We start from the raw sequence: 20042 nt of genomic DNA on the forward strand, positions 1-20042 counted from the left end.
TGCCCCTAGAGAACACTTTACAGAGAAACAATTAGATAATGATTTTGGAACTTTGCCCCTTTTACCGACTGTCCCGCGAGAGGAGAGGGTAACTCAATATTGCGCCGTTGATCTCCCGCTTCAATGGTTAATTCTGGGCCATATTGGGTTAACTTGACTTGATTTTTGGCAAATCCAGGTAAAAATACCTTGACTTGGCGGGCCGCAAGATCAATGGTCACAGGTTTAGGGACTTGAGATTCGCCTAAAAAGTCCGGTAGGGCATCCATTAAAGGTTGCCAGTTATCAAGCGACCTTTGAGGTAGGTTAGACACCTTTAAGGGGTCAAATTCTGCGGCTAAGGGGTTGTTTTCTTGCCCTTGGTTGAGGATAACTCCTCTCACCGTTAAGCCCACTTGTTGGGCCCCTCCCCAAAAATATTTAGCTGATGCGATCGCCAGTTCATCTTCTGTGGTCACTAAATAAGCAGCGACGCGCTGGCCATCCCCCAAAGCAGCCTTTCCGGCCTCTAGGATGTCATTAGCCTGGGTATCGGCTAAATCATCCGCACTCCAGGACACATTTAAAATGGCACTGGTAATGGGTTGGACAAAAGGAGATAAAGCTTTACCCACATCTGACTCGGTAAATATCTGACGAAACCGCCGTATATACCAACTGAAAATCTCTGGAATGCCAAACATTCGGAGGGTATTTAAGGCACTATCGCCGTCATAGATGATGACATCATATTTGCCGCTTTTGTCGTATTCTCGCAGGGAATTAAGGGCTAAGGCCCCATCCATCCCTGGTAAAATCCCCAATTCTTGCCCGTAGACATTTTTGAGAGTCGGCGATCGCAAATATTTTGCTTCTAGATCCTTGACATCTTCCCAACCTTGTGATAGGAGTTGAGCAGATTGTAAGGAAACCACCTGAAGATTGTTCGTGACTTCCGTGGGGGAGGAGTCTACTGACGTACCGAGTAAGGTAGTTAAGACCGGAGTCGAATCTTGAGAGACAAGCAGAACGCGAGAGCCAGCCAATGCTAACTTTTTAGCTGTAGCGATCGCCACTGTAGAGCAACCGCTACCGCCTTTTCCTAAAAAGGTCAAAATCAAAGCCATGAGAATTAATAAGGGTTCTCGTGATTATTCAACGGGTTTGAGTTCATCCCCAAAAAACCAAGTAGCGGTTTTATCGGCAAACTCAACCACGGCACCAATGCCGCTACCATCTGTCATTTTAAAGTCTTTGATGATGCCTTGTTTGCCAAGCTTATTGACAACTTCACCGGAGACACGATCTCTAAGACGAATTACTTGAACTTTCTGCCCGATTTCCATTCCCAATTACACTAATATGCTAATGAATCATTCCTAAGTGTAGCGGAATCTGGCCTCATCTTATCGCTCTTTGAGGGTTGGGTGAAGAAGAAAGTTTTATCGTACTATGAGGGAACAACTCGACAAATGTACCTGACATTTAATACAATACGCCTTTAAATCCTGACCTGTCATCAATCAATCTCTATTATGACCTTATCACTAAAAACAAGCCTCCAGGGATCGTCGATGAAGCGATATCTTGAGCTACTACACATTTTAGTAGAACGAAATTTAAAAGGACGCTATCGAGGCTCGTTTTTAGGGGTTTATTGGTCATTGCTCAATCCCCTGATTATGACAGGCCTCTACACGGCGATTTTTGGCGCAACTTTTGCCAGTTATTTTGACAATTCAACCCTAAACTATATTTTAGCGGCATTTACGGGGCTAATTGTTATCAATTTTTTCTCATCTGCTACGACCCAAGCTTTGTCCAGTGTGGTTGGGAATGGGTCACTCCTTAATAAAGTTCGCCTTCCCATGACCATTTTTCCTGTCTCTATGGTTGTGGCTAATGTCTTTCAATTTGTCATGGGGCCTTTACCCTTATTAGCAATTGTAACCCTATTTATTTCTAAAAATCCCCTGAATATCATCGCCTTAATTTTTCCTATTATTGCTCTCAGTCTGGTTTGTACCGGAGTGGGGTTTTTAGTGAGTGCTTTGTATGTTTTCTTTCGAGATTTGCCCTATTTTTACGAATTAGTTTGTTTTGTGCTGTGGATTAGCTCACCCGTTTTTTATCCGGTTGAAATTGTCCCCAAAGCGGTGCAATCCTTTTTACTCCTCAACCCCCTAGTCCCAATTATTGGAAGTATCCGCCAGATTTCCCTTACAGGGGATTTTCCAGATCTTCATTTAATTGGACATTCATTGTTCAATGGGTTTATTCTCTTGGGGTTAGGTTGGATTTGTTTCCGGGCCTGGGAAAAGAATTTTATGGATTTGCTTTAATAGGTTAAATGATAGAAGTAATTAGACTGGATCAAGTTTCTCTGTGGCGTAGAACCCAAGAAGAGTTTTCTTACGATTTGAAGAAAACTGTCTTATCCATGCTGGAGGGAAAGTACCGCCAACCATCCAAAAAATTAATTCTTGACAAGATTGATTTAACGGTCAACTGCGGTGAAAAAATCGGGATTATTGGTTCCAATGGTTCGGGAAAATCCACCCTGCTTAAAGTCATTACGGGAATTTTACAGCCCTCATCGGGACAAATTCGCGTCAAAGGGGAAATTGCCCCACTGATTGAGTTAGGGGCAGGATTTGACGGAGAATTATCGGTCATAGATAATATTATTCTCTATGGGGTGATGTTAGGTTTTTCTCGTCAAGAAATGAAAGGCCGTGTCGGTTCAATTTTGGACTTTGCGGATTTGACTGACTATGAATTATCCCCCGTCAAAGCTCTCTCATCAGGGATGACAGCCCGTTTAGGGTTTGCGATCGCCACGGATGTGGAACCAGATATTTTAATTCTCGATGAAGTCTTATCTGTCGGGGATGAAAGCTTTAAAAATAAATGCCAAAAACGGATGGATAAACTTTGGGGCAACAATACAACTATTTTGGTGGTTTCCCACGGATTAGAGTTTATTCAACAATCTTGCGATCGCGCAATTTGGCTAGATCGCGGTAAAATTCGTTTTGCTGGCAATACGGATGAAACCATTCATCATTATCTCACAGCAGTTCAACAAGGTTCAGACATAGGATTACAGACTCATCTTTGACATCCACCCGCGCCGTTCTAAGGCGCGGATTCCCAAACCTCACAATTTGGGTTTCTGCTTCAATGCACCTGCCTTCACAGATTTACTCTGTTTGGGTCTTATGGTCGCTCCACAGACTGACACCGCAAGCCCTGCGGCCAAAATATTGCGACTTGCATTGAGATCGCGGTCATGGTTTGCCCCACATTCGGGGCATTCCCATTCACGGATCTTTAACGGCAGTTTTTCGACTATGTAACCACATTTTTCACAGCGTTTGCTACTAGGAAAATAGCGATCAATCTTAATTAATTCTTTCCCGTACCATTGACACTTGTATTCTAGTTGTCGGTTAAATTCTCCCCAACTAGCGTCACTAATCGCTCTAGCTAACTTATGGTTTTTAACCATATTTTGGATAGCTAAATCCTCAATGGCAATTAGGTCATTCTCCTGCACAAGTTTCGTTGTTAACTTGTGCAGGAAGTCGGTACGAGAATCTTTAATTTGAGCGTGAACTTTAGCGACTTCAAGACAAGCTTTATATCGGTTATTTGAGCCTTTGGTTTTCCGACTCAATGCCTTTTGCTTTCTTATAAGCTTTTTGTACAAACTCTTAAAGTGCTTAGGATTAGACACTTTTTTCCCGTCGCTAGTAGCAATTAAGCTAGTGATCCCTACATCTATGCCTATTTTTTTGTCTGTTTTGGGTAATAGCTTAATTGTTGGGTCAATAACTAATATTGAGACAAACCAACGACCTGATGGGTCGAGCTTAACTGTTACTGTTGAGGGTTTACAATCATTGGGGATGTAACGACTCCAAACAATATTAAGTGGTTCTTTGCACTTAGCCAGCCAAAGCTGCTCATCCTTCCACTTAAAAGCGGAACGAGTAAACTCAGCATTGCCACCATTTCTTTTTTTCTTGAAGTTGGGATATTTGGTTTTTTTCGCCCAAAAATTAGTAAAAGCAGTATTAAGATGTCTCAAGGTCTGCTGTAATGGGACACAGCTAACCTCATTGAGAAAATCTAAGTCTTCTTGCTTTTTCCACTCAGTTAACAAGCTCGAAGTTTGAGCGTAGCCTATTCGTTCTTGCTTTTCATACCAACCTGCGGTGCGTGTCGCTAAAGCCTTGTTGTAGACTAATCGGACACACCCCATTGTCCGTCGCAAAAGGTGTTCTTGCTCGGTGGTTGGGTAAAAGCGAAACTTGTAAGCACGTTCAGTCATACCTCACATACTAGCATGGTTTGTGTGAATATGTTAGGTTAAAAATATAAAGCCGTCCTAAAATCGGCTCAACGCGGTCTTGGGGTCTCCCTAAGTAGAGCGATTGAGGCAAGAAGGACGGGGTTTCTACCTAAATTTCCGATGAAAATTTTAATCACAGGCGGGGCCGGCTATATTGGCTCAATTTTAACCCCAACCTTATTAGCTAAGGGCTACGAAGTAACGGTTTTAGACAGTTTTATGTTTGGTCAAAATAGTTTGGCTGATTGCTGTCATTACGATACCTTTAATGTGGTACGGGGCGACTGTCGTAAGGAGTCTTTGATCAAAGAATTACTCAAAGACGCTGATATTATTATCCCCTTGGCCGCGTTAGTCGGTGCGCCTCTTTGTAGTCGGGATGAAATTGGCACCAAAACTATTAATTATGAAGCGGTTAAAATGATTTGTGATTTGGCAAGTCCAGAGCAACGAATTTTAATGCCTGTTACCAATAGTGGTTATGGTATTGGGGAAGCAGGGAAATTCTGTACAGAGGAGTCTCCGTTACGTCCTATTTCTCTCTATGGTACGACAAAAGTTGACGCAGAAAAGGCGGTTTTAGAGCGGGAAAATAGTATCACTTTCCGACTCGCTACAGTCTTCGGGATGTCCCCTCGGATGAGGGTTGATTTATTGGTTAATGATTTTGTTTACCGTGCTTTTTATGATCGGGCAGTAGTCATTTTTGAAGGGCATTTTAAGCGCAATTATATCCATATTCGGGATGTGGCAAAAGCCTTTGTTCATGGGATAGAAAATTTTGAAACCATGAAGGGTAAACCCTATAATGTGGGGTTAGAGGATGCCAATTTATCTAAGTTGGAATTGTGCGCTGAAATTAAAAAGTATTTACCCAAATTTGTGTATTTAGAAGCTCCCATTGGGGAAGATCCTGATAAACGGGATTATATTGTTTCTAATGCTCGTATTCTCAAAACCGGATTTGAACCTGAATGGCCTTTAGGTCGGGGTATTCGAGAATTAATCAAAGGTTACACTATTTTACGCAATACCGTCTATTCCAATGTTTAACAACTTTGGTTTAACGACTTAAATTGATTTTTAGGTAAGGAGGGGTTAACAGTTGTTGACCCCTACATCAAAGGATTGAGTCATGAAAGGGGCCCTATAAATTCATTTTTCTAACGTTTCTCTATAATTAATGCTTCTAAAACTCCTGCTTGAATCATATTGAGGTTGAGAATATAATCAATTTTATTGAACGCATCCCGCAAAGGTTTTTTAGCCGTTAACCAACCGACTCCATCTGTTACCCAAATGAATTGATGACCATCATTTTGCCATTGAATAAAGATGTCACTATATTCTCCTGCTGTTGCTTTTAGTTTTGATCCCCCTCCTCCATAAAAATTAGTTTCAATTAAGAATAGTTTATTAGGTGTATTGATAGCAAAATCAATCTTTTTAGCTGAATTTTTAACCGTTAGATGCTTATTAAATTTTTTCTTTATCTTGTCAGATGTTGCTTGAGAAATATATTCAAAGTCATGATGCTGACAAATTGAATCAATAAAATATTCTATAATTTCCTCCATTGCTTTTCCACTACGATTTTTTCTTCCATTAGTATCAAGTCCAACTTCTACGCCTAAAAAATAATCAGGAAGTGATTTTATTTGTTGAGATTCTATTTGATTTAAAAATCCTGTTTGTCTCAAAAAAATAATTGCTTTCTCAATGACTTCATCAGTTATTTTTGTCTTATTGTTAAAATCAAATCCTTGATACTGAAATTGGCCAGATTTATACTCAGTTAAAATTTTGACAGATTTATCTCGATAGGCAATTAAAGCGGGAACAATATACACTAATTTAGGGTGTTCTTGAAATAGACGTTTAGCTTCTTGTTCTATATTTTCTTTGCCAATTAAATAGTTTAAAAGATTGAGACTGATTTCTACATCACGGAAATTACAATTAACTTTTTCCCAGTTAACAAAATAATCCCATTTTAAGATAGACTCCTTTAAGTTATTGATAAGATAATCAAATACTTGCTCCGAAGTCTGACAATTAAGTATTTCAGAAAAGATATAACTATATTTCATATATTCCTAGTAGTTGGTTACAAGAATTTCTCTGATTTTGCCTCGACTATTTCCTTTAGAATTAATCATTCTTGAAGCAGCAATGCGATTAATATTAAACTCCTGATATAATTCATCAAAGAAAGGATCATCTACATAATTTGTCGGATCTGAATTACTGAGTATTTGTAACGCTCCTTTATTTGAAGCTGTGATAAATACATCTCTTAACCGCCGTTGTTCATCATCATTAAAATCTAAGGAACTATAAGCATTAAAACTCGCTGTTTGACTAATGGGACGATAGGGCGGATCATAATAAATAAAAGTAGATTTATTAGCATAGTTAAGCACTTCAGAGAAATCTTTGTGTTGAATTTCAGCAATTTTAAACGCTTGATTGACTGCTTTTAGATTATTCTCATGGAGTATTTTGGGATTTTTATAACGACCTATGGGAACATTAAAATGACCTTTACTATTGACTCTATATAAACCATTAAAACAAGTTTTATTGAGAAAAATAGTATAAGCAGCCCTTTCTATCCAATCTCGATTATAATAATTTGCATCAGTATTTTTATCAAAAATATTATAGGATTTTCTAGCTTGATAATAAAAATCACTTCTTTTTTCAGGCGTTAAACTTAGATAATCTTTTTCTAGTATCGATAATTTATCAATTAAATGCTCAACATCATTTTGAATAACTTTATAAAGAATAATCAATTCTGGATTTTTATCAAATAGATAAGCTTTCTCAATTTTAAACTGAGAATAAACATCAAAAAATACGGCCCCACCACCGAAAAAAGGTTCTAAATAAGTCGTGATTTTTCCCTGTTGAAGTTTAACAGGATATTTCTGTTGAATTTCTGGTAATAATTGGGTTTTTCCGCCCGCCCATTTTAGGACAGGAGAAGGTTTAATGACTTTTCGATGATTGATACCAGGAAAAAGTGACAATTGTTTTGTATTTTGAGACTTGACTTCATTGATCATTGAAAAATTATGATTTTTATGACTTAATTCTAGCAAGAATCTCCAGTCCTCCTATAAAAACAAAAAAAAAAGAGGGAATAAAGAACTCCCTCATGATTTTGAACTTAATAGGTACTTAAAAGTGTGTTAATGATGACCAGCTTAATTCCAAGTTTGTTAGTAAGCCAGTCCCATACTGCGGGTGGTTTCCGCTCCAAGATAAACACGGATGCTTAAGAAATCGGTAGGACAGGCTGTTTCGCAGCGTTTGCAACCCACACAGTCTTCTGTGCGAGGGGAAGCGGCAATTTGGGCAGCTTTACAACCATCCCAAGGAACCATTTCTAAGACATCCAGGGGACAAGCGCGGACACATTGAGTACAACCAATGCAGGTATCGTAGATGTTAACTTTGTGTGACATTGAGTTTTCGGCTCCTTAAACCGAGTGTTCTCCTACTTAAAACAGTCGGGATTAAGGGTTAGTTTACCGCACAGGTAGGAGATACTTATGAAAATAGTCACAGAACTTTAAATTATGTAACAGTTGGACGGAAGATCAGGGCGATCCCCGATCTTCTATTTGCTTAACCGAGACATCGATCGCCTCGACATCAATGGTGCCTGGCGGGGTAATACGCTGAAAATGGCGGTCTTGAATTTGTAGGGCTTCCCCACAATTCGGACAACGGCATTCTGTGTTATTAAACCCCGTAAACTCATAACTACAGACAGGACATTGATCTTCCACTAAGTTCCTTTGTACCCACCAGCGCAATACCCAAAAGGCGATCGCCGGGGTAACAATAATAATCCCTAACAGAATTAAAAACCCGTTGACCACCCAACCTAAACCCACTGCCCCGAATAATAGTCCTAAGACAATTAAATTTAATAAACAGCCTAAACCAGAGTTATTTAGCCATAATAGTTTTGGGGGATAATTATTCACGATGCTCTCCCAGGTTGCTGATTTCTAGCACTCACATTTTTCTATGCTATAGCAATCTTCCACAATAAGGGTGAATCCTTGTGATAAGGTGAGATAATTCACTCATGGGTTGAGAGGCAGCATGAGTCAGGGAAAAAATACCATCGCATCAGATTCATCACAAACAACGGTTGTCGCCATTATCAATGGGAAAGGTGGAGTAGGAAAAACGACGACTGCTGTTAATATTGCGGCTATTTTAGCGGAGAAACATAACGTTCTTTTTGTAGATGCTGATCCCCAAGCTTCAGCGACTTGGTGGACACAACGGCATAAAGATGGGGTTAATTTTGATTTAACGGAAGAAACTAACCCAAAACTATTAGAAAAACTCCGTCAAATACAAGATTATGATTTAATTGTGGTTGATACGCCTCCAGCATTGCGTTCAGAAGCTCTACAGGCGGTTATTTCTTCTGCTGATTACTTGGTTTTGCCCACACCTCCCGCAGCGATGGATTTAACGGCACTCATTGAGACGGTGAGAACAGCAGTAATGCCTTTTAAGATTGCCCATCGGGTATTATTAACTAAGGTGGACTCCCGCAGTTTAAAGGAAACCCTAGAGGCTCAAAATACCCTCTTAGAGTTAGGTATTCCCGCTTGTCATGCTTTTGTACGTCAATATAAAGCTCATGAACGGGCTGTTTTAGACGGGGTTCCTATTACAGAATGGCACGGCAAAAATGCTAAGGAAGCTCAAGCAGACTATCGCCGTGTCGTGGAAGAATTACAACGAGATTGGAATAAATTATGACAAAACAACGATTATCTGATTTAATTCGCAATGAAGCGACACAAAATCCTAAACTTGAAACTTTGGCTTCTGAAACGGTTGAGGAAACCTTAGAAACTATTGATATTTCTACAAGTTCTGCCAGCAGTCGCAGTCGTATGACGAAAGCACAACTTGATGAGCTTGTGACTGAATTAACAACTACTTTAGATGCTGAGAAAGAGCGGGTTAATACTTTACAAACTCAGATAAATGCTTTAGAAACTGATGTTAAACAAAAAGATGAATTAGTCAGTCATCTTCAAGAGCAATTAACCCAAGCTGAGCAACATAAAACTGAAGTTAATGAACAAAAACAGTTAGTCGAGAAATTATACGCTCAACTGCAACAAAAAGATGAAATAACGGCTCAATTAGCAGAAAAGGAACAAATCATTGAATCTTTGCAAGCTGAACTAAATCAAGCAAAAACAACGATACAACCTGCTCCTAAATCTCAGCAAATTGTTGCCTCGAAAAAAGCAGCCCAAGAATCTGTTTTAGCGAGACAAGCAAGAGAGTTAGAAGCATATACTTCTCCACCTTCTGCCAGTCAACAAAAAGAATTAACTAATCAAGAGATTGGTTGGTTTGATTAATTGTAGGGTGGGCATTGCCCACCTTACTTATTTTTAAATATAGGATAATATGATTACTGGATTAGAACCTTTTTTAATCGATATTGCCGAAAAAAGTATTGCAGGAATTGTTGTTAAAACAGCATGGGATGGTGGCGGTAAATTTTTATCTTTTTTCGGACAAGGGGTAAATGAAAATACCCAAAAATTAATTTATAACGCATCAAAACAATATGTTGAAAATTATAGTAAACGTAGAAGAACAATATTTAATGGTAATAGGGGAACCAGGAGCAGGAAAATCAACCTTTTTACGGAAGACGGGGTTAGAAGTATTAAAAGGAAGAAAAGGCAGTTATAAACATTCTTGTATTCCTGTTTCTATTATACGTTATTTGAATGCTTAACAGCTTATCCGAAAAAATTCATTAATAAGCTTTCCCAAACCTGGAATAATGCCTTTCATCTGACCCCAGAATTAGTTAATTTAAGAATAGAAGAATTAGAAGAAATTGATAATAATTATTTTTATATAAATTTGTTAATGGTTAATTGTCAAAAAGCGGCTGTTAATGTTTCCCCTAAAACTTGGGAAGGGATAGAAGATAGAATGTTAAGAGCAAATAGATATTAAGTAGGGACATAATACCATTATGTCCTCTGGGGTTCCATAATTTCCAGGGTTTAACAGTATCAGAGTTTAACAGTATCAGGGTTTAACAGTATCAGGGTTTAACAGTGTTAAACCCCTACATAAGTTAAACTTTAGTTTCAACGTTACTACTAAAGCGAATTTTTAAGTAATCTTCCTCCATTTTTGCCCCTGAAGGTTTCAACGCTGCTAAAGCTTGAGGTAACACTAAATTACGGCGATGATTACCAATTCTGATGTTTAATTCGTCTCCAGTTTTATTGAGTTGAACTTGCTCTTTTGGAATTCCTGGTAAATACAACTCTAAGCTATATTCCTGATCTTTTTGAACAATTCTAATTGTGTTTTCTTCATAATAAACCTTCGCAGGATCTTCATCTTTGTAGAGAGTTTCTTTCAGTCTTTCTAAAGCTGCCATGCCACATAATTCTTCTGAAAATAATGGCACTTCTTTAACAGGTAAAGGATGAAAATCATCATAAATTTCCTGCTTATAAATCTGTTGATTTTCCTTCCATTTTTTAAAGAAAGGATCAGTCACAGTATCAGGAATAATACGATTAGCTATTACTAAATCTGTAGAAACATTGTACAAACTTAAGTAAGCATGGGCCCGTAAAGATTCTTTAATCACCATTTTTTCAGGATTAGTGACTAAACGGACAGAAGTTTGCTTGTTATCCGTCAAAACCTTTTCTAATGCCTCAATTTGCTCGTAAAATTCATAGGGTGCGTCCATTACCTCCTTATCCGGTAAAGAAAATCCGGCGATCGGTCGGAAAAATGGTTCTACCAAGGGACGCAACGCAACGGACATCCCTTGTAACGGTTTATAAAATCTTCTCATATACCAGCCCCCCACTTCAGGGAGACTCAGCAAGCGTAAAGCTGTTCCCGTGGGGGCAGAATCTATAATTAAAACGTCGTATTCTCCCTCATCATAATGGCGTTTCATGCGAACTAAGCCAAAAATTTCATCCATCCCTGGCAAAATGGCTAATTCTTCCGCTTGCACCCCGTCTAAGCCTCTAGCTTGTAATACCTGGGTTATATAGCGTTTAACTGCCCCCCAATTACCCTCTAATTCCATCAATGCGTCTAATTCGGCCCCCCAAAGGTTGGGACGCAGTAAACGGGGATCATGACCTAATTCTAGATCAAAGCTATCGGCAAGGGAATGGGCCGGGTCGGTACTTAAGACTAAGGTTTTATATCCTAATTCCGCACATCTCAGGCCAGTGGCCGCAGCGACGGAGGTTTTACCAACCCCTCCTTTACCAGTCATGAGGATTACGCGCATGATTTTTTCAGAAAAATTTACATTACTTATTTTTATTATGAAGGATTTGGGAAAAAATGTTGCTTCACCACGTCCCACTTAGAACAATTCCAGTAGTCAATATGGGAGATAATGAGGTTTTGGTCATTAATGGTTAATTCGCTGCTTCCTGGGATAGAAATAGAGGGTTTCCAGGGTAAAGGGGTTGTCCAATGGAGTGTCCATTCTGTATGAATGATGTTATCATATTGATAAATATTGTGTAATTCTAAATCAATATTTTGGAACCAAGTAGACATAAATTGAATCATGGTTTGATAACGTTTAATTCCCGTAAATTCAGTCATGGGATCTTTAAAGTAAACATTTTCTGCATAAATTGAGTAGCTTTGGTTTAAAGGGAATGTTTGATAGTCTTTTTTGATGATTTCTAGAAGATTCATGATTAAAATTGAGAAAAAAAACAATTGTTATCGATTATAAGCATCTAAAAATTCCTGACGACTGATCCCAGATTGAGTACAAATACGTCTTAAAGTTGAGCCTTTAATCTGACGATGATTCGGTAATGTTAGGGGGGTGATTGTTCCATCACTATTCTCTCTTACCATTGCAATGTGTTCAGCTTCTCTTACTAACTTAAAACCCAAGTATCCAAGGGTTCGTAAAACTTTAGCTTTAGGTAAATCCACGGGAAATTTAGTCATTTAGATACTCATTTCAACAACTGATGCTTCTAACACAGGTGAATCATTTTCTAATACCTCTACTCCAAAAGTTTCGATATGAAAGCGAAGGGCAGATTTAGCATCTGCTAACGCTTCCTCATAACTATTTCCTTCTCCAACGACAATTCCTTGGACTCCCAAAGGATAAGCAATATAGCCATCAATGTGTTTTTCTACAATTATTTTGATGTTTTTCATAGATTTTTAGATGAATGAAGACTCAATATACAGGATATCGTATCTTGTTGTACATTTTACCCTCAGATTTCAGGAGAGCAGATTTTTTCAATCTGTGAATCAATAATAAATTTATTTTTAATGTAATTCTCAGATAATTCTCAGATACTTGTGGGTCAATGAATATCATTGTTAACCGCTTTTACTAAGAGAATCAGAAGATGAATAAAATTATCATTGGTGGTTTAGTTGCACTCAGTTCCTTGTTTTCTCTGACTTTACCCTCCAAAGCAGCGAGGATTCAAGTAACTGTCACTAATCTCACTAATAACAATGAAGACTTTAGTCCTGTCAGTAGCATTTTTCATGATGGTAGCTTTGACAATTTTAATTTAGATGAAGCTGCTTCTCTGGGTATTGAAAGAACTGCTGAAGATGGAGATGGATCATTCTTAAATGCTGATGCAATTAGTAGTGGTTTTGTAGCAGGAAGTGTCGGAACAGGGCCTATTCTTACAGGAATGACTGTTTCGAGGATTTTTGAAGTTAATCCAAGTCTTGGACGTTATTTTAATTTTGCGGCAATGTTTGTCCCCAGTAATGACGCATTTATCGGCAATGATGACCCGACAGAATATCAAATTTTTGATATTAATGGGAAATTTATCTCTCAAATAATTGATGTTCCTGCCTCAGAAATTTGGGACGCAGGAACAGAATTTAATGACGAAACCAGTCCTAATGCAGCTATTCCTGGTCAACCATTTACTGCTGGTGCAGGAATTACTGAAAATGGGGTCGTTACGGTTCATCCTGGATACATTCCGGGTGGTAATTTGGAACAATTAGGGTTTCCCAGTCCTACTAATCTTCCTTCTCCTGTTTTCAGAATTACTATCACCTCTGTTCCTGAACCTAGCACCTTACTTGGACTTTTGACAGTTGGTGGTCTGTCTTTGCTCATCAAAAGACAGAAGCAAAATTAAGTAATTAATTTTGCCTAGGTACTTATAATATTGAGTAGAAGCCTGATACTGTCTAACTTTTAGGTTTTTTAAAAAAACCTAAAAGTTAAAAATTAATTGGGAAAAATTTCAAGAATCTCATGTTAGTCTTTTGTAGACATAAACAAGCAAAGAAACAAAACTCACACACCGTCGGAGAATAATCTTATGGAAACCATTGCTCAGTGCCGCACCTTACTTGAAAGAATGAATAATGTTTGGGAAAAGCGTTCTCAAGTGAAGAAGCAAGAATTAGACCCTACAACCTTGTTAGATCGCACTAGACCTGATTTTCGTGTTGATTTATTACCCTTTAAAAACCATCCTGCTTTCTTAGAAGCTTCTCAAGAAACAAAGGACAAAATTCTATCTTGTGGTTGGTTAATATACAATTGGAAAACTGTTGCCATTGAACTAAAAGTAGTGAACCCTGTTTGTCAAGATATCATTTATCAGATGTTTCCTGGGGTAAGTGATGCCATTGTCCAAGAAGTAGCAACTGATACCTTAGTAGACGAATCTTATCACGTTCAATTAGTCAATAAAGCTTGCAGCATTACTCGTCAACAACGGGGTTTACAATCTTTGAGATCTCCCGAATTTAATCTAGTTCTCAATATGCAACGGGAACAAGAATTGTATCAAGAAGACTGGCAAAAACTGTTAATTAAACTGGCTACATCTGTTGTTTCTGAAGTCTTTGTCAGTGATTATTTAAAACTGCTTTCCTCCGACCAAACCATTCAACCCTTCAACCGTGTGGTTGTGGATACTCACCGTAGAGATGAAGATGCTCATAGCTGCATTTTCAAGAATTTAGTCAAGTGTATTTACTCCGAATTAACCATCGAACAAAAAGAATTCTTTATCAGTGTTCTTCCCAAACCTGTCTACTGGTTTGCTGATCTTGAACTAGAAGTTTGGAAGTCCATGTTAGAGCAAATTGATTTCGCCGGGGCCCAAGCTATTTATAATGATTGTAGTGCCACCAATACCAGTAACTTGCAAAACATTGATTACAGCGAAGTCATTGAATTGGTACAAGAATTAGACTATCAAGGTGGTGCAGAAAGTCTAGCTAAAATGGGACTTCTTAATTAATCTTTGTCTATTCTGATCTCATTGATGATTACATTAAGTTACAGGAAATAAGAACATGAAACAAGCATTGGTTATTAGACATTTAATGTTTGAGGATCTCGGTTCTTTAGCTCCCGTATTACGAGCAAAAGGTTATGAGATCACCTACTTAGAAGCAGGATCTAATGATTTAAGTCACATTAACCCACTTGAACCCGAATTAGTGATTATTCTTGGCGGCCCCATTGGTGCTTATGATGACCAAGATTATCCTTTTATTCAAGATGAATTGCACCTCTTGGAACAACGTTTAAAGGTTGATGCACCTACCTTGGGGATCTGTTTGGGAGCGCAACTGATGGCCAGAGCTTTAGGGGCGAAAGTTTATCCAGGGAATGAAAAAGAAATTGGTTGGTTTCCGATTCAACTAACGGCAGCTGGGGCCGCATCTTCTCTGAGATATTTAGCCCAACCGGGAGAAACGGTATTACATTGGCATGGCGATACCTTTGATCTACCTCAAGGCGCAACCCATTTAGCCTCTAGTGAGAAATATCCTAATCAAGCATTTGCTTGGGGTAACTGTGGACTGGCTTTACAATTTCATCCAGAAGTGACGAAAAATGGCTTAGAAAGATGGTTTATTGGTCATGCTTGTGAGATTAATCATGCTCCTGGGGTAACGGTAGCTGAGTTACGTCAAGAGACAGAAAAATATTCTCAATCATTGGAAGTGCAAGGAGAAAAATGTTGGCAGGGGTGGTTAGAACAAATTGAGGCAGCCCTATTAGTGTGAACTACCCCACCCTATAGAGGGATGGGGCTTCCAACTTCAACCGCCGATGCCTCTACTAAGCCGTCTTAGCTTTGGTCTTACTCAGCGTCCATTGGCAGAACCCTATAATCTTTAGTGATGATATTCTTTTTTCAAGGTGCTATACTCTGACTATACACATAATCAGAGATGATTTAAAAATTTCTGAAAGAGGATGATCATGAGGAATTGCTGTCAGCGATCATCCTCTTGGTGTAACAATTTGAGAATATTGGCCACAGGATAATTATCTATGCTAACCTTATAAACAAATATAAGTTGTCCTAGGAAAGAGTAGGAATGAAGGATTTATTTTCCATTGAGCGAATTAAAGAAATTAATCAAGTGATGAATGAAGAATTAAAACTCGATTATTTTTTATCGCCCAAAGTAGATAAACTGGAATTAGAAGAAAATTTTAAAATGCCTCCTTTACCTATCTTAATTCCTTATCAATCTCAACTTATTTTAAATCAGCAGCTTCTCCAAAAAGTAATTGAACGTATTGTTAGAGCTTATATTGAACTTCAGCCAAACATTGAACCAGAGAAGCTTTTAAATAGAGATTATTTGAGAGGAGTAATTCGATTATCTTATTCAGAATTAGAGTCATCAGAAATTAATCTTGCTTTAGGGATGAAAGAAATTGGCCGAATGATTAGAGACTTAGGGGAATTGGACAATCAAGAATATCAGGAAATGGCTGATGGTAATATTGTTTTTGCTATTCATAATTATTCTCGATTTATTCACAATATCAGAGAAAACAGAGTTAGCGATAAACTTCAAAAACAAATAGAAGATAAATGCTTTTATATTGATCAATACTTAACCAAGTTTCCGATGTTTTCTAAAGTTAATCATTGACAATATAATCAGCTTATGATAAGGATATGTAGATTACATTTAGGAAATTGATATTACAAGTATGAGAACGGCTATAATTTAACCAAGATATTTAGAGAGTCAAAATATTTAATTTTTATGATCAGATTCTACTAATTGAAATATATAAGCTAAAGCTCCATAAAGTCTGGGCAATTTATCAATAGTAAAATTTTCTCTATCTTGGGTAAATGTGTTTTCTAATAATTTTCCAAATTGCCATAAATTACCATCGGTTACAATTCCATATACAGGTTTGTTAGAATTTTTATTTAACTTTTGAGAAGCGACTAATTCTGCTAAACATTGACCCCAACCTTGTTCAAAATCATTTTTCTTGGCTTCAACAATAATGATAATTGGGTTTTCTAGAACTGTTTTTCCGAGTTCAGATTTTTTAGATAGAATATAATCTGGCGTTCCCGATAAAATATTATCATAATTTATACTTTTTTGAATCCAAAATGAGTATTTTTGATAATGTTGTTTATAAATTTCTCTCAATAGTGGTGAAATAATAATCTCACTACGGGATGCTTCTGATGTAAAAATATCAATGTTTTCTTTATAAAAATTAAAATCTTGCAAAAATACTTCAGGAGGAGTAATATCTTCAGCTACAATAAAATCATCTTCTTGATATTTAATGTTGTATTTTTGTTGGACATCAGCAATATTTTTAAAGTTACTAAATGCCATAAATATTTAAGTCTCCTAAACTAAAATTATCAGGTTTCTCAAATTATAAGGAACAATCTTAAAACTCCATAAGTCCTAAAATTTAACCTCTTTAAACAAACTAAAAGATCAAACCTTGCCATTTACTATTATTGCCACCAAACCAGGGCCAACCACAAGCGATCGCATTCTAGAACTCATTTTAACTCACCCTCAAGGCATAACTGTTAAAGGGTTGAGCGATCGCTTAAATCGTCCCGTTTCGATGATACAACATTGTCTAAAAGATCTCACCAGCTTAAAAATTGTGCAAGCAGAACTTAACTCAGAAGACAGACAATGGGTTTATTCTCCTACTGGTAAACTAACAGAAAATTAAACTTGGCTTTGGGTGGCAATTGAAATCACTTCCCAAAGTTGTTGAATTTGATGTTTATTCTCAGGAATTAAACAAGGAAAGACCGATAAATTCTCAATTTGGTTTGCTGCTTCTGTGGTAGTAACATCTAAAATCACTAAAGGTAAAGCCGCTAATTCCGTTTGTTGAGAGAGGGACTGCAAATAACTGGTGGGATTTTCGAGAAATTGTCCATCCAACACCACCACATCAATATCCCAGACATTGATCAACATCTCTGCTTGTTCGAGATCATCCGCTTCCAAAATGCGGTGATTAAACTGGGATAATTGAGCAATTAATGTCCACTCTAACCGCGCTCCCAAAGTCATTGTCTGTTCTTGACCTTGAGGAAAATTAGGATTGAGACGCAAAATCGTTAGGGCGCGAGTCTGAGGTATAGTTGTGGGCTGTACACGCTCTAAAATGTTCTCTAAGGTCAGTAAATCAGCAGGAATGGGTAAGAACCCATCAGCGTAGTTATGTTCCCTTAAAGACTGATTTCCTTGGGTAGCCGTCACAAAAATGCGAATATCTTGGGTTTGGGGATCGGATTTGAGCAAGCTTAACACATCCCATCCCGATAATAAGGGCAATAAAGGATTGAGAAAAACCGCATAAGGCCGCAACTGTCGGGCTTTTTCCACCGCTTCCGTTCCCGTGCGAGCAATTACCACACGATAGCCTAATTGGGTCAACTTACCTAGTAAATCTTCGATCGCCTGGGGAATAGCTTCAACAATTAATACTAAGGGATTACAAGATTGTGTATTCGGTTTGGTTTCTTGTTGTCCAGGAGACGGCGGTAATAGTAAGGTAAACTCACTACCTTGGCCAGCTTTCGAGACAAAAGAAACTTCCCCACCGTGGGCCCGGGCCAATCTTTGGGTTAAGACTAAACCGAGTCCTGTTCCTTCAAATTGTCGGGTCAGGGGATTTTCTAATTGTTGAAATTTCTGAAAAATCAAATGTTGACATTCTTCAGGAATACCAATTCCCGTATCCCAAATCGTAAAGGCGATCCAATCTTCCCAACGATTAACTTTTAGTCCAAATTTTCCGCCTGTTTGGGTAAATTTCCTGGCATTATCCAACAGATGAACCAACATTTGATGGATTCGTAATTCATCCGCTATCAGTATATTTAAACCAGGTTCTATGTCTAAACTGAAAGACAAAGGAGTATCCGTTTTGGCTTGATATTTTTCTTGAATTGAATAATAAGCCCGTTCACAAAGATTTTTAATGGTCAACGGCACCAATGATAATTGAAGTTGTCCCGTTTCTAAGCGAGTTAAATCCAGTAAATCATTGACTAAGGTCATCAATTGACGACCACTGCGATAAATTAATTCTGCATAATGAACTTGACGAGTATTGAGTTCGCCAACTTTTTGCTCTTGGAGTAGACTGGATAACCCCACAACAGCCGTTAAGGGGGATTTGAGTTCATGACTGATACAAGCGAGGAATTCATCTTTCATGCGATTCAGCTGCACTAAATCAGCATTTTTGGCCACCAATTCCTGACATAATTGTTGTTGTGATGTAACATCTGTAGCAACCACAATCGAAATAGTAGAAGAAAATTTGTCTGTGGTCAGAGGACACTTAATAAATTGCCAAACCCGCTCTTTATGAGAAACGGGTTGGGATGGAATAGTCTGGTAGTCTGGGGAAAATGGGGGATAGATTTCTTCTCGATAGGGAGATGACTCAAATTCTGTGAGTCCCTGGGGAATTGACTTAAACCAGTGAGAACAGGAGGCATGAGTCACCGTTACAGACTTTTGAGCCACAAATTCCGAGTAAAATTCTTGATGGCCCCCAGACATATTAACCGTTGAAGTCTGAGTCTGTAACGATAACATTTTTTCAGAGGGGAGAGGACAGGCACTGGCATCATCTGGGGGGATCAATGCCCCAATTTCTTGTCGCCAAGTCCGGTTTTGTTGAATAATCTCTCCCTGTTCCGTCTGTAACATGACCGGAAGGGGTAATTCTTCCAATAATCCTTTGAGGAGTTGTTTGGCCGAGTGAACCGAGGATGACTCTGATCCTACACTGTTCTTTTGAGCTAAGAGGGTTTTTAAAATTTGCCAACTGTCCAATAACCCTAAAAATTTACCCCGCTCATCGATCAAACCATAAACGGGTTGACTGGTTTCTGTTGTTCCCTGGTCTTGTATATAGGGAAAAAACTCAGCTAGACTTAGACGGGAAGGAATCAGCACCAGGGGACTTAAACAATTCTCCCAATCCCAAGACGGGAAGGAAGTCTGAGACTGACTCAAGTTCCAGGATGTGCCATCTTGTTGATCAGGTTTGATTTGGGGGTTTTCCAGGAGTTTCAGCATTAACTGACGACTGGAAATCAGGCCTAAGGGAATATCATACTCATTAACCAAAACAACGGTATCATGCTGACCCGATTGAAATTGGCTAATCAGGTAAGGGAAAGTCACGGGTAGGTGACAGACGGGGACTGAGTGAAGAAAGTGTTGGAGGGTAAGCATTGAGCTAAGAGGAGAGAATAGGTTACGAGAGAAGGGGAAGACGATCTTATATTTTAATATCCCTTGATTCTCAACACTGAGGGACTGATAACTTACAATTAAT

Annotated in this window: 25 protein-coding genes; 12 read left to right on the plus strand and 13 right to left on the minus strand. The window is 38.3% G+C overall.

Going from position 1 to position 20042, the window contains the following annotated elements; genetic code table 11:
- Window positions 1-17 precede the first annotated feature (17 nt).
- Both VB691_RS17580 and VB691_RS17585 read right to left on the minus strand, forming a co-directional pair.
- Window positions 18-1106 carry an ArsA family ATPase gene (locus VB691_RS17580; protein ID WP_323292819.1) on the minus strand — a complete coding sequence of 363 codons (1089 nt, stop codon included), beginning with the start codon at window positions 1104-1106 and terminating at the stop codon, window positions 18-20.
- Between the two features lie 24 nt (window positions 1107-1130).
- The gene (locus tag VB691_RS17585) at window positions 1131-1325 is read right to left on the minus strand and encodes a DUF2862 domain-containing protein (RefSeq protein ID WP_323292820.1); all 195 of its coding nucleotides are present in this window, start codon (window positions 1323-1325) and stop codon (window positions 1131-1133) included.
- Between the two features lie 189 nt (window positions 1326-1514).
- On the opposite strand from VB691_RS17585, the gene VB691_RS17590 reads away from it, so the two are divergent.
- Together VB691_RS17590 and VB691_RS17595 are read left to right on the plus strand one after the other, a co-directional pair.
- Window positions 1515-2321 carry an ABC transporter permease gene (locus tag VB691_RS17590; protein WP_323292821.1) on the plus strand — a complete coding sequence of 269 codons (807 nt, stop codon included), beginning with the start codon at window positions 1515-1517 and terminating at the stop codon, window positions 2319-2321.
- A gap of 8 nt (window positions 2322-2329) precedes the next feature.
- Window positions 2330-3100, plus strand: a complete 771-nt coding sequence (locus tag VB691_RS17595; RefSeq protein WP_323292822.1) for an ABC transporter ATP-binding protein — start codon at window positions 2330-2332, stop codon at window positions 3098-3100.
- Window positions 3101-3139: 39 nt separating this feature from the next.
- Here VB691_RS17595 and VB691_RS17600 read toward each other — a convergent pair whose 3' ends face one another.
- A complete protein-coding gene (locus VB691_RS17600; RefSeq protein ID WP_323292823.1) occupies window positions 3140-4315 on the minus strand; it encodes an RNA-guided endonuclease TnpB family protein in 1176 nt (391 codons plus the stop codon).
- Between the two features lie 141 nt (window positions 4316-4456).
- Here VB691_RS17600 and VB691_RS17605 point away from each other — a divergent pair, with 141 nt between their 5' ends.
- Window positions 4457-5389, plus strand: coding sequence for an NAD-dependent epimerase/dehydratase (locus tag VB691_RS17605; protein ID WP_323292824.1), 933 nt, complete (start codon window positions 4457-4459; stop codon window positions 5387-5389).
- Between the two features lie 110 nt (window positions 5390-5499).
- On the opposite strand, the gene VB691_RS17610 is transcribed toward VB691_RS17605, so the two are convergent.
- The 4 genes from VB691_RS17610 to VB691_RS17625 form a co-directional block, all read right to left on the minus strand.
- A complete protein-coding gene (locus tag VB691_RS17610; protein WP_323292825.1) occupies window positions 5500-6426 on the minus strand; it encodes a type II restriction endonuclease in 927 nt (308 codons plus the stop codon).
- A 6-nt stretch (window positions 6427-6432) separates the two neighbouring features.
- Entirely contained in the window at window positions 6433-7407 is a 975-nt protein-coding gene (locus tag VB691_RS17615; protein ID WP_323292826.1) for a DNA adenine methylase, read from the minus strand.
- 156 nt (window positions 7408-7563) lie between these two features.
- The gene (gene psaC, locus VB691_RS17620) at window positions 7564-7809 is read right to left on the minus strand and encodes a photosystem I iron-sulfur center protein PsaC (protein ID WP_124972588.1); all 246 of its coding nucleotides are present in this window, start codon (window positions 7807-7809) and stop codon (window positions 7564-7566) included.
- A gap of 135 nt (window positions 7810-7944) precedes the next feature.
- The gene (locus VB691_RS17625) at window positions 7945-8337 is read right to left on the minus strand and encodes a hypothetical protein (RefSeq protein ID WP_323292827.1); all 393 of its coding nucleotides are present in this window, start codon (window positions 8335-8337) and stop codon (window positions 7945-7947) included.
- A 121-nt stretch (window positions 8338-8458) separates the two neighbouring features.
- On the opposite strand from VB691_RS17625, the gene VB691_RS17630 reads away from it, so the two are divergent.
- From VB691_RS17630 to VB691_RS17645, 4 genes are read left to right on the plus strand one after another with little or no spacing between them, the layout of a single operon-like run.
- Window positions 8459-9133, plus strand: a complete 675-nt coding sequence (locus VB691_RS17630) for a ParA family protein (protein WP_323292828.1) — start codon at window positions 8459-8461, stop codon at window positions 9131-9133.
- A complete protein-coding gene (locus tag VB691_RS17635) occupies window positions 9130-9750 on the plus strand; it encodes a hypothetical protein (RefSeq protein ID WP_323292829.1) in 621 nt (206 codons plus the stop codon). The genes VB691_RS17630 and VB691_RS17635 overlap by 4 nt, the downstream gene beginning before the upstream one ends.
- A 49-nt stretch (window positions 9751-9799) precedes the next feature.
- The gene (locus VB691_RS17640) at window positions 9800-10090 is read left to right on the plus strand and encodes a hypothetical protein (protein ID WP_323292830.1); all 291 of its coding nucleotides are present in this window, start codon (window positions 9800-9802) and stop codon (window positions 10088-10090) included.
- A gap of 6 nt (window positions 10091-10096) precedes the next feature.
- Entirely contained in the window at window positions 10097-10363 is a 267-nt protein-coding gene (locus tag VB691_RS17645) for an NACHT C-terminal helical domain 2-containing protein (RefSeq protein WP_323292831.1), read from the plus strand.
- A 124-nt stretch (window positions 10364-10487) separates the two neighbouring features.
- On the opposite strand, the gene VB691_RS17650 is transcribed toward VB691_RS17645, so the two are convergent.
- Genes VB691_RS17650 through VB691_RS17665 form a run of 4 tightly spaced genes read right to left on the minus strand, consistent with a single transcriptional unit; the run spans window position 10488 to window position 12586 of the window.
- The gene (locus tag VB691_RS17650; RefSeq protein WP_323292832.1) at window positions 10488-11681 is read right to left on the minus strand and encodes a TRC40/GET3/ArsA family transport-energizing ATPase; all 1194 of its coding nucleotides are present in this window, start codon (window positions 11679-11681) and stop codon (window positions 10488-10490) included.
- A 35-nt stretch (window positions 11682-11716) separates the two neighbouring features.
- Window positions 11717-12103 carry a DUF2358 domain-containing protein gene (locus tag VB691_RS17655; RefSeq protein ID WP_323292833.1) on the minus strand — a complete coding sequence of 129 codons (387 nt, stop codon included), beginning with the start codon at window positions 12101-12103 and terminating at the stop codon, window positions 11717-11719.
- A 27-nt stretch (window positions 12104-12130) separates the two neighbouring features.
- Window positions 12131-12367, minus strand: a complete 237-nt coding sequence (locus tag VB691_RS17660) for a type II toxin-antitoxin system HicA family toxin (protein WP_323292834.1) — start codon at window positions 12365-12367, stop codon at window positions 12131-12133.
- A complete protein-coding gene (locus tag VB691_RS17665) occupies window positions 12368-12586 on the minus strand; it encodes a type II toxin-antitoxin system HicB family antitoxin (RefSeq protein WP_323292835.1) in 219 nt (72 codons plus the stop codon).
- 200 nt (window positions 12587-12786) lie between these two features.
- Between VB691_RS17665 and VB691_RS17670 the strand changes: the two genes are divergently transcribed.
- The 4 genes from VB691_RS17670 to VB691_RS17685 all read left to right on the plus strand — a co-directional run bounded on the left by VB691_RS17670 (window position 12787) and on the right by VB691_RS17685 (window position 16330).
- A complete protein-coding gene (locus VB691_RS17670) occupies window positions 12787-13551 on the plus strand; it encodes a PEP-CTERM sorting domain-containing protein (RefSeq protein WP_323292836.1) in 765 nt (254 codons plus the stop codon).
- Between the two features lie 186 nt (window positions 13552-13737).
- Entirely contained in the window at window positions 13738-14670 is a 933-nt protein-coding gene (locus VB691_RS17675) for a diiron oxygenase (protein WP_323292837.1), read from the plus strand.
- A gap of 55 nt (window positions 14671-14725) precedes the next feature.
- Window positions 14726-15445, plus strand: coding sequence for a glutamine amidotransferase (locus tag VB691_RS17680; RefSeq protein WP_323292838.1), 720 nt, complete (start codon window positions 14726-14728; stop codon window positions 15443-15445).
- A 318-nt stretch (window positions 15446-15763) separates the two neighbouring features.
- The gene (locus VB691_RS17685; RefSeq protein ID WP_323292839.1) at window positions 15764-16330 is read left to right on the plus strand and encodes a hypothetical protein; all 567 of its coding nucleotides are present in this window, start codon (window positions 15764-15766) and stop codon (window positions 16328-16330) included.
- Window positions 16331-16438: 108 nt separating this feature from the next.
- Here the strand turns inward: VB691_RS17685 and VB691_RS17690 are convergent, their stop codons facing one another.
- The gene (locus VB691_RS17690) at window positions 16439-17047 is read right to left on the minus strand and encodes a hypothetical protein (protein WP_323292840.1); all 609 of its coding nucleotides are present in this window, start codon (window positions 17045-17047) and stop codon (window positions 16439-16441) included.
- Window positions 17048-17162: 115 nt separating this feature from the next.
- On the opposite strand from VB691_RS17690, the gene VB691_RS17695 reads away from it, so the two are divergent.
- Entirely contained in the window at window positions 17163-17405 is a 243-nt protein-coding gene (locus tag VB691_RS17695) for a winged helix-turn-helix domain-containing protein (RefSeq protein WP_323292841.1), read from the plus strand.
- On the opposite strand, the gene VB691_RS17700 is transcribed toward VB691_RS17695, so the two are convergent.
- Window positions 17402-19939, minus strand: coding sequence for a hybrid sensor histidine kinase/response regulator (locus tag VB691_RS17700; RefSeq protein ID WP_323292842.1), 2538 nt, complete (start codon window positions 19937-19939; stop codon window positions 17402-17404). The two genes, VB691_RS17695 and VB691_RS17700, sit on opposite strands and share 4 nt — an antisense overlap.
- Window positions 19940-20042 lie beyond the last annotated feature (103 nt).

It is taken from the genome of Crocosphaera sp. XPORK-15E, assembly GCF_034931425.1.
Taxonomy (GTDB): domain Bacteria; phylum Cyanobacteriota; class Cyanobacteriia; order Cyanobacteriales; family Microcystaceae; genus UHCC-0190.

Bases quoted from the DNA above. Each gene is read 5' to 3' on its own strand.
- VB691_RS17670 (WP_323292836.1), top strand. From the start codon at position 12,787: ATGAATAAAATTATCATTGGTGGTTTAGTTGCACTCAGTTCCTTGTTT.
- VB691_RS17685 (WP_323292839.1), top strand. From the start codon at position 15,764: ATGAAGGATTTATTTTCCATTGAGCGAATTAAAGAAATTAATCAAGTG.
- VB691_RS17675 (WP_323292837.1), top strand. From the start codon at position 13,738: ATGGAAACCATTGCTCAGTGCCGCACCTTACTTGAAAGAATGAATAAT.
- VB691_RS17700 (WP_323292842.1), bottom strand. From the start codon at position 19,939: ATGCTTACCCTCCAACACTTTCTTCACTCAGTCCCCGTCTGTCACCTA.
- VB691_RS17660 (WP_323292834.1), bottom strand. From the start codon at position 12,367: ATGACTAAATTTCCCGTGGATTTACCTAAAGCTAAAGTTTTACGAACC.
- VB691_RS17580 (WP_323292819.1), bottom strand. From the start codon at position 1,106: ATGGCTTTGATTTTGACCTTTTTAGGAAAAGGCGGTAGCGGTTGCTCT.
- VB691_RS17610 (WP_323292825.1), bottom strand. From the start codon at position 6,426: ATGAAATATAGTTATATCTTTTCTGAAATACTTAATTGTCAGACTTCG.
- VB691_RS17595 (WP_323292822.1), top strand. From the start codon at position 2,330: ATGATAGAAGTAATTAGACTGGATCAAGTTTCTCTGTGGCGTAGAACC.
- VB691_RS17655 (WP_323292833.1), bottom strand. From the start codon at position 12,103: ATGAATCTTCTAGAAATCATCAAAAAAGACTATCAAACATTCCCTTTA.
- VB691_RS17680 (WP_323292838.1), top strand. From the start codon at position 14,726: ATGAAACAAGCATTGGTTATTAGACATTTAATGTTTGAGGATCTCGGT.
- psaC (WP_124972588.1), bottom strand. From the start codon at position 7,809: ATGTCACACAAAGTTAACATCTACGATACCTGCATTGGTTGTACTCAA.
- VB691_RS17690 (WP_323292840.1), bottom strand. From the start codon at position 17,047: ATGGCATTTAGTAACTTTAAAAATATTGCTGATGTCCAACAAAAATAC.
- VB691_RS17640 (WP_323292830.1), top strand. From the start codon at position 9,800: ATGATTACTGGATTAGAACCTTTTTTAATCGATATTGCCGAAAAAAGT.
- VB691_RS17605 (WP_323292824.1), top strand. From the start codon at position 4,457: ATGAAAATTTTAATCACAGGCGGGGCCGGCTATATTGGCTCAATTTTA.
- VB691_RS17650 (WP_323292832.1), bottom strand. From the start codon at position 11,681: ATGCGCGTAATCCTCATGACTGGTAAAGGAGGGGTTGGTAAAACCTCC.
- VB691_RS17600 (WP_323292823.1), bottom strand. From the start codon at position 4,315: ATGACTGAACGTGCTTACAAGTTTCGCTTTTACCCAACCACCGAGCAA.
- VB691_RS17630 (WP_323292828.1), top strand. From the start codon at position 8,459: ATGAGTCAGGGAAAAAATACCATCGCATCAGATTCATCACAAACAACG.
- VB691_RS17590 (WP_323292821.1), top strand. From the start codon at position 1,515: ATGACCTTATCACTAAAAACAAGCCTCCAGGGATCGTCGATGAAGCGA.
- VB691_RS17585 (WP_323292820.1), bottom strand. From the start codon at position 1,325: ATGGAAATCGGGCAGAAAGTTCAAGTAATTCGTCTTAGAGATCGTGTC.
- VB691_RS17615 (WP_323292826.1), bottom strand. From the start codon at position 7,407: ATGATCAATGAAGTCAAGTCTCAAAATACAAAACAATTGTCACTTTTT.
- VB691_RS17635 (WP_323292829.1), top strand. From the start codon at position 9,130: ATGACAAAACAACGATTATCTGATTTAATTCGCAATGAAGCGACACAA.
- VB691_RS17665 (WP_323292835.1), bottom strand. From the start codon at position 12,586: ATGAAAAACATCAAAATAATTGTAGAAAAACACATTGATGGCTATATT.